Origin of the sequence: Flavobacterium seoulense (assembly GCF_000695795.1) — a bacterium.
Lineage (GTDB): Bacteria > Bacteroidota > Bacteroidia > Flavobacteriales > Flavobacteriaceae > Flavobacterium > Flavobacterium seoulense.
Map to the genome: position 1 here is coordinate 1 of NZ_JNCA01000012.1, position 8,826 is coordinate 8,826.

4 protein-coding genes are annotated in these 8,826 nt (G+C 34.7%); all 4 read left to right on the plus strand.

The window, feature by feature from the left end:
* Positions 1-3,583: DUF7507 domain-containing protein (locus tag FEM21_RS06510; protein ID WP_152547381.1), on the plus strand; the 3,583-nt coding region annotated here is incomplete at its 5' end.
* 59 nt (positions 3,584-3,642) lie between these two features.
* Positions 3,643-4,551, plus strand: coding sequence for a PorP/SprF family type IX secretion system membrane protein (locus tag FEM21_RS06515; protein ID WP_035659019.1), 909 nt, complete (start codon positions 3,643-3,645; stop codon positions 4,549-4,551).
* Positions 4,552-4,562: 11 nt separating this feature from the next.
* Positions 4,563-6,503 (plus strand): OmpA family protein, encoded by a 1,941-nt coding sequence (locus FEM21_RS06520; RefSeq protein ID WP_035659020.1) that lies wholly within the window; start codon positions 4,563-4,565, stop codon positions 6,501-6,503.
* A gap of 602 nt (positions 6,504-7,105) precedes the next feature.
* A partial coding sequence (locus FEM21_RS06525; RefSeq protein WP_035659021.1) for a SprB repeat-containing protein occupies positions 7,106-8,826 on the plus strand: 1,721 nt, incomplete at its 3' end.

Sequence of the window (8,826 nt, forward strand, 5' to 3'; positions counted from 1 at the left end):
TACTTTTCCTATCAACTATACTTTAGCAACTACAGCCACTCAGTTCTCTAATGTAGGATCATACCCTATCGAAGTAACTTTGGGTAACAATCCTAACTATACGGTAACTAAGGTAGACGGTACGTTAACCGTAACTCCGAAAGCGATTGATGTAGTAGTAACTGCTGATAACAAAACAAAAGTATACGGGGAACAAAATCCTGTGCTTACTGCTGTGGTAACAGGTGCAGTAGCCGGTGGTGATGCTATCAACTATACTTTAGCAACTACAGCCACTCAGTTCTCTAATGTAGGATCATACCCTATCGAAGTAACTTTGGGTAACAATCCTAACTATACAGTAACTAAGGTAGACGGTACGTTAACCGTAACTTCTTCTCCTATAGATGCAAATGATGATATTGCCGGACCTGTAAATGGTATACAAGGTGGTAATGCAGGTATAAATATCTTGAGTAATGATTACTTAAATGGTAGTATTGTAAATCCATTAGAAATTACGACTTCTTTTGTAAGCAGTACTAATTCTGGAATTACACTTGTTGGAACGGATGTGGTAGTAGCTGCAGGAACACCTGCTGGTAATTATGAATTAGTATACAAAATATGTGAAAACATAAATCTAACTACTAATTGTGATCAAGCTATTGTTAAAGTTTCTGTTTATAATCCATCTATTGCTATTACCAAAGAAGGTAATTATATAGATACGAATAATGATGGCAAAGCTAATATTGGAGATCAAATCAAATATACTTTTATAGTAAAAAATACAGGAGGTTCTAAATTAACTAACATAACAATTACTGATAACAAAGTAACTGTGATTGGTGGTCCGATTGATTTAAATGTAAACGAGAGTGATACAACAACATTCTCTGCCATTTATAATATTACTCAAGAGGATATTAATAAAGGAGTAGTTTATAATTTAGCTACAGCTAAAGGTATACCTCCTGCTGGAGATCCGGTAACGGCTACTTCTACTGATCCAACACCTTGTACAACTTGTCCGAAAGATCCTGTGTGTACTGATTGTACCATTACTGAAATACCACAAAACCCTGGTATCTCAATTACTAAAGATGGTACTTATGTAGATACTAATAATGATGGTAAAACAAACATTGGTGATGTAGTAACATACAAATTTGTAATCAAGAATACTGGAAATGTTACTTTGACTAATGTAACTGTAACAGATAACAATGCCGTAGTAACTGGTGGACCAATTGCAACTTTAGCTCCTGGAGCAACTGATGCAACTACCTTTACTGCATCGCATGCGATCACACAGGATGATATCAACAAAGGAATTGTGTACAACTTGGCTACAGCTACAGCTAAAGATCCAAAAGATAAACCGGTAACGGCTACTTCTACTGATCCAACGCCTTGTACTACTTGTCCTAAAGATCCTGAGTGTACAAATTGTACCATTACTGAAATACCTCAAAACCCTGGTATATCAATTACTAAAGACGGAACTTATGTAGATACAAACCAAGATGGTAAAACAAACGTTGGTGATGTAGTATCATACAAGTTTGTAATCAAGAATACTGGAAATGTTACTTTGACTAATGTAACAGTAACAGATAACAATGCTGTGGTAACTGGCGGACCAATTGCAACTTTAGCTCCTGGAGCAACTGATGCAACTACATTTACTGCTTCGCATACTATTACTCAGGATGATATCAACAAAGGAATTGTATACAACTTGGCTACAGCTACAGCGAAAGATCCAAAAGATAATCCGATAACGGCTACATCTACTGATCCAACGCCTTGTACTACTTGCCCTAAAGATCCTGTATGTACTGATTGTACCATTACTGAATTAACTCAAACTCCAAAAATTGCTTTAATGAAAACAGCAAGCATAGCTGGAACAGGTATTAAAGGAGACGTGATTACATATACCTTTACTGTAACTAACACTGGAAACACAACATTGACTAATGTAGTAGTAACAGATCCAATGGTAGGATTGACTATCACTGGAAGTCCAATTGCAACTCTTGCTGCAGGTGCTTCTAGCTCAGTAATCAAAGGAACTTACACTATTACTCAGGCAGATGTTGATGCTGGAAAAGTAACTAATACTGCTTTGGCAACAGCTAAAGATCCTAAAGGAAACAATGTAACTGACATCTCTGGAACAACGGTAGAAAACGATACACCTACTGTTACTATAGTAGTACAAACTCCAAAAATTGCTTTAGTGAAAACAGCAAGCATAGCTGGAACAGGTATTAAAGGAGACGTGATTACATATACCTTTACTGTAACTAACACTGGAAACACAACATTGACTAATGTAGTAGTAACAGATCCAATGGTAGGATTAACTATTACTGGAAGTCCAATTGCAACTCTTGCTGCAGGTGCTTCTAGTTCAGTAATCAAAGGAACTTACACTATTACTCAGGCAGATGTTGATGCTGGAAAAGTAACTAATACTGCTTTGGCTACAGCTAAAGATCCTAAAGGAAACAATGTGACTGACATCTCTGGAACAACGGTAGAAAACGATACACCTACTGTTACTATAGTAGCACAAACTCCAAAAATTGCTTTAGTGAAAACGGCAAGCATAGCTGGAACAGGTGTTAAAGGAGATGTAATTACATACACCTTTACAGTAACTAACACTGGAAACACAACGTTGACTAATATAGTAGTTACAGATACAATGGTAGGATTGACTATTACTGGAAACTCAATTGCAACTCTTGCTGCAGGAGCTTCTAGTTCAGTAATCAAAGGAACATATACTATTACTCAGACGGATATTGATGCTGGAAAAGTAACCAATACTGCTTTGGCAACAGCTAAAGATCCTAAAGGAAACAATGTAACTGACATCTCTGGTACAACAGTAGATAACGATACACCTACTACTACTCCATTGACTCAGAATCCAGGTATGACTTTAGTGAAAACAGCTAATAAAACTAATTATGATACTTTAGACGAAATAATAACCTATACTATTGTGGTTACTAATACTGGAAATGTAACTTTACACCAAGTAGTGGTAAGTGATCCATTAACAGGACTTAATAGTACAATTGGTAATTTAGCAATTGGAGAATCTAAAGAGTTTACTGAAAATTACAGAGTAAGTCAAAGTGATTTAGGAAATGAAAATATTAGCAATACTGCAACAGTAAATGCATTATCTCCTAATAATACTCCTGTAAGCGGTTCAGATACTGTAATAGTTGAAAGAGCATTTGTATTAGGTTGTGGAACTATCGTTGTTCACAATGCTTTTACTCCTAATGGTGATGGAACAAACGAAGTGTTTAAAATTGATAATATCGAAGACACACTTTGTTACCCTGAAAATTCGGTAGAGATTTACAACAGATGGGGTATATTAGTTTATGAAACGAAAGGATATAATAATGACAGTAAAGCATTTAGAGGTTTCTCTGAAGGAAGAGTAACAGTAGACAAATCTGCTGGATTACCTACCGGAACTTACTTCTATATCTTAAACTATACTTCAGTAGGTTTACAAGGTGAAATAATTCCTAAAAAACAACAAGGATATTTGTATCTTACTAGATAATAACTCAAATCTAACACCAGAGGTTCTAATAAAACCTCTGGTTTAAAAAAAGAAGTCAAATGAAAAAAATAGTACTAATCAGTTTAATGTTTACTGCAATGGTAAGTTATGCACAACAAGATGCACAATATACCCAATACATGTACAACACTATAAATGTAAATCCTGCTTATGCCGGATCACGAGGAGCAATGAGTATATTTGCTTTACACCGTACCCAATGGGTTGGACTTGATGGAGCACCTACAACAAATGCGATTTCTATTAACACTCCTTTTAATAATAGTAGATTAGGTTTGGGGGTTTCAATAGTAAATGATAAAATTGGACCTACAACAGACAATACACTTTCTGCGGATCTATCCTACACCATCCCTACTTCTGAAAATGTAAAACTCTCTTTTGGTCTTAAAGCTTCGGCTAACTTATTCAATTTAGATCTTAGCAAATTGAATCCGGAACAAGCTGGTGATCAAAATTTACAAGGATTTGATAATGAAATATCGCCAAATATTGGAGCAGGTATTTACCTTCACTCTGATAAAGCTTATGTAGGATTATCGGTGCCTAACTTTATCGAAACAAATCAGTATAACGATAACCAATTAAGAGTTAATAAAGAGAAGATAAACTATTATTTAATTGCGGGTTATGTAATGGATTTAAGTTACAACCTTAAATTCAAACCTGCTTTGTTAACTAAAATGGTACAAGGTGCACCTTTGCAGGTAGATGTTTCGGGTAACTTTTTATTCAATGATAAATTTACTGCAGGACTGGCTTACCGCTGGAGTGCTTCTGTAAGTGCTATGGTAGGTTTTCAGGTATCAGATGCATTATATGTAGGTTATGGATACGATTTAGAAACAACTAAATTAGATAATTACAATTCAGGTTCACATGAAATTTTCTTGAGATACGAAATTTTCAAAAACAATAACAAAATTACAACTCCAAGATTCTTCTAAATACAATTATCATGAAAAAAAATATACTCTTTTATATAGCTATGATAAGTGTTTTTTCATTGAACATTTATTCCCAAAAAGCCAAGTTAGCTAATGCCGATAAAGATTACGACAACTATGCTTATATAGATGCTATCAAAACCTATGAAAGAATTGCAGAGAAAGGTTATAAATCAGCTCCAGTTTTTCAAAAATTAGGAAATGCCTATTACTTTAATGGTGAACTTGAAAAAGCCGTGAAATGGTATGAAGAACTATTTGCTCTTCCTGACACAAAAATCGAACCTGCTTATTATTATCGTTATGCACAATCTCTTCGTGCTATTGGCGAGAATAAAAAGGCAGATCAGGTATTGGAACAATTTGATAAGATTTCGGATAATGATAGCAGAGCTAAACTTTTTAAGGAAAATACTAATTATCTGGACGAAATTAAAGCCAACTCTGGCAGATACAAAATAGAAAATGCAGGTATCAACTCTCAGTATTCTGACTATGGTTCGGCAATTTATAATAACAAAGTAGTATTTACATCAGCCAGAGATACCGGAAGTATTGGACAAAGAAAACACACCTGGACTGATCAACATTTTACTAATTTGTACAGTGCTGATTTAGACGAAAACATGCGTGCCAGCAATCCTGTAAAATTTAATAAATCATTAAATTCTAAGTTCAACGAAGCAACTCCTGTTTTTACTAAAGACGGAAAAACAGTTTACTTTACCAGAAACAATTACCTTGATGGTAAAAAAGGTAAAAATGCTAAAGGAATCACTTTAGTGAAATTATATAAAGCTACATTAGAAGGCGAAAAATGGGTAAATATACAAGCACTTCCGTTTACTAGTGATAGCTATAGCACCGCTCACCCTACTTTAAGCCCAGACGAAAAAACATTGTATTTTGCTTCAGATATGCCTGGAACTTTAGGACAATCTGATATTTATAAAGTACAAATTACAGGCAGTGGCTCTTTTGGAACTCCGGTAAATTTAGGTCCATCAATCAATACTGAAGGTAGAGAAACTTTCCCTTTTGTAAGTCAGGATAACGAACTCTACTTTGCTTCTGACGGACATCCTGGTGTAGGTGGATTAGATATTTTTATGGCAAAAATCAATGACGATGGTTCTTTAAGTAAAGTTCAAAATATCGGGTTGGATGCCAATTCTCCTAAAGATGATTTTGCCTTTATTATTGATACTAAAACAGGAAAAGGATTCTTATCTTCAAACAGAGATGGCGGACAAGGATTTGACGATATTTACAGTTTTACCGAAACCAGAAAACTAGTTTGCGAACAGGAATTATATGGTGAAATTACCGATTTAGATTCTAAAATTGCACTTCCAAATTCTAAAGTAACTTTGTTTGACAACAAAATGAATATTCTGAATACGGCAGTTACAGATCAAAACGGAGCTTATAATTTTGTTGTTGAATGCAACAAATTATATACTGTAAGAGCCGAAAAAGAAGAATACAATACCAATGAAAAACAGATAACAATTTCGAAAGAAAGCGGAAAAACTCATTTACCTATTGCTCTCGAAAAAGACCAGTGTAAAGTAACCATTGGAGACGATTTAGGAAAATGTTTTGGTATTAAGATGATTTATTTTGACTTAGATAAATCAGATATCAGAATGGAAGCAGCACTGGATTTAGAGAAAATATTAGATGTATTAAACCAATATCCTAATATGAAATTAGACATCCGTTCGCATACTGATAGCCGTGCATCTTTCAAATACAACGAAGCATTATCAGACAGAAGAGCTAAATCAACTATTGCATGGTTAGTTAAAAACGGTATTAATGCAAATAGATTAACCGGTAAGGGTTATGGCGAAAGTCAATTGGTGAACAGATGTAAGGACAACGTAAAATGTTCTGAAGAAGAACACCAAATGAACCGTAGAAGCGAATTCATAATTACTGATTTATAATAGCAACTACTAACCTAGTTAACTTAAAGCCTCGGAAGATTAAATATCTTTCGAGGTTTTTTTTATTATTTCTAATCTTAATATCATCAATCTGCAGATTACCACATAATACATTAATAACAAATCAATTACACACAACAAACACTTAAACGACTTTTTAGGTTAGTTGTGGATTAAAAAAGTAATTCTGGTTAATTCTTCCTAAATTTAATCATAAGTTTTTCCCAAGAAAGGAAAACTAAAAGTGTTTTTATTTCTTAACAATTGAACTTCGATGATTGGAAAATCAATTTGCTTTTGAAATAAAATATTTTGAACCTAAATGTTGTTTTTTTACCCCCAAAAAACAACATGCACTCTCCTACTTTTAAAATTATTTTTTTCTAAAATTAATTTTAATTCATTAATTATAATCAATATTCTTTTATTCAATTCCCCCAATTCTTGGCTAATATCACATTAGTTAATCTAATTCCTATTCGTTTTGTAACCTACTACAAACTTTAAGTAAATTCTGATTTCTAACAGATTAGATTATAATTGATTTATAATCTTGACATTACTTAAATATTTCTATTGTCAAATATTTAAATAATTAGAATATGGAAACAAATCTACCCTCACAAAAGTTGAAAACAACCATATTATCTGTTTTTTTACTATTCTTTTTTAGTATAATAGATGGTTTTTCTCAAGATACCTTTGATGGTAAGTATTGCCCTGGTCCGGGAGCTATAGGTGATGAATATGCTACAGGAATAGTTTTTAGCCAACAAATATTAGCTAGTCCTTCTTCCACATGTCAAATTGGAACAATTCGTGCAAAAGTTGACACGCAAAATCAGGTTTTAAGATTAGGAATGAATATTGGTAATGGAGGTGCTGCATTATTCAGATTATATTTAGACACCGATAATAATCCTTTAACAGGACTAACTTCTGATACATTTGGTGGTTCATTAACTGTAGCTGGCGCTGAATATATTATTGAAATAAATTCTAATGCATCTACTTTTAATTTATATTCTGGAAATGGTAGTGTCAAAACTCCTCTTGCTGTTAATAATGGACTTGCTGCACAAAATGGAAGTGCAACAGGTTGTAGTAGCGGTGGAGGTTCCTTTCTTGAATTCAATATCCCTTTTGGAAGTATTGGATTTAATGTTTGTGATGTAAATAATCCAGGCTTAATTAATATTACCAAATTAGCTTCTGTTAGTGGTAATTCTGATAGTTCAAGTAGATGCACCAATACTCCACTCACATTTGGAATTCCTTTAAAAGGTTCAGTAGGTCCAGATGCAACTGTTTGTTCCGGAACAAATAATAACGTCTTAACGGTTAGTGGTATTTCAAGTGGTTCATCCATTATTAAATGGCAATCATCAGTGAGTCCATTTACAACTTGGACAGATATCGCTAATACAACAACAACTTATACTGCAACAAATTTAACTCAAACTACTAAATATCGCGCTGTATTCACAAATTCAGGATTATGTAGCGGAAATAATATAGCAACAAGCGAAGCTACAATAACAATATCTCCTTCTCCAATAGTCACAATAAACACTTTCACAAATGTAAGTTGCTTTGGAGGTAACAATGGTCAGGCTACTGCTTCAGTAACTGGCGGAACAGCAAATTATTCCTATAGTTGGAATACTAATCCTGTTCAAACCACAGCTACAGCAACTAACTTAGCTGCAGGAACCTACACTGTTACCGTAACAGATGCTAAAGGATGCACTGATACAGAGCAAATAACTATCAACCAACCTGCCATTGCTGTTTCTGTTAGTGGAATCGCTACCAATGCTTCTTGTTTTGGACAAGCCGATGGTTCGATTGCGGTAACCAATAGTTTGGGTTCAACAGTGGTGATTACCAATGCTCAAAACCAAGTGGTAAGCAATACCGGATTAGCAGCGGGAACTTATACTTTAACAGCCACTGCTCCGGGTGGAAATAATGGTCAAAACTGTACTGCCACTGCTCAGGTAGTTATCAGTCAGCCTGCCATTGCTGTTTCGGTTAGCGGAATTGCTACCAATGCTTCCTGTTTTGGTCAGGCCGATGGTTCGATTGCGGTAACTAGTAGTGCGGGTTCAACTGTTGTAATTACCAATGCTCAAAATCAGGTCGTAAGCAATACCGGATTGCCAGCAGGAACTTATACTTTGACTGCTACAGCTCCGGGTGGAAATAATGGTCAAAACTGTACTGCGACTGCTCAAGTGATAATTCAACAACCTGCCATTGCGGTATCTGTTAGCGGAATTGCTACCAATGCTTCCTGCTTTGGACAAGCCGATGGTTCGAT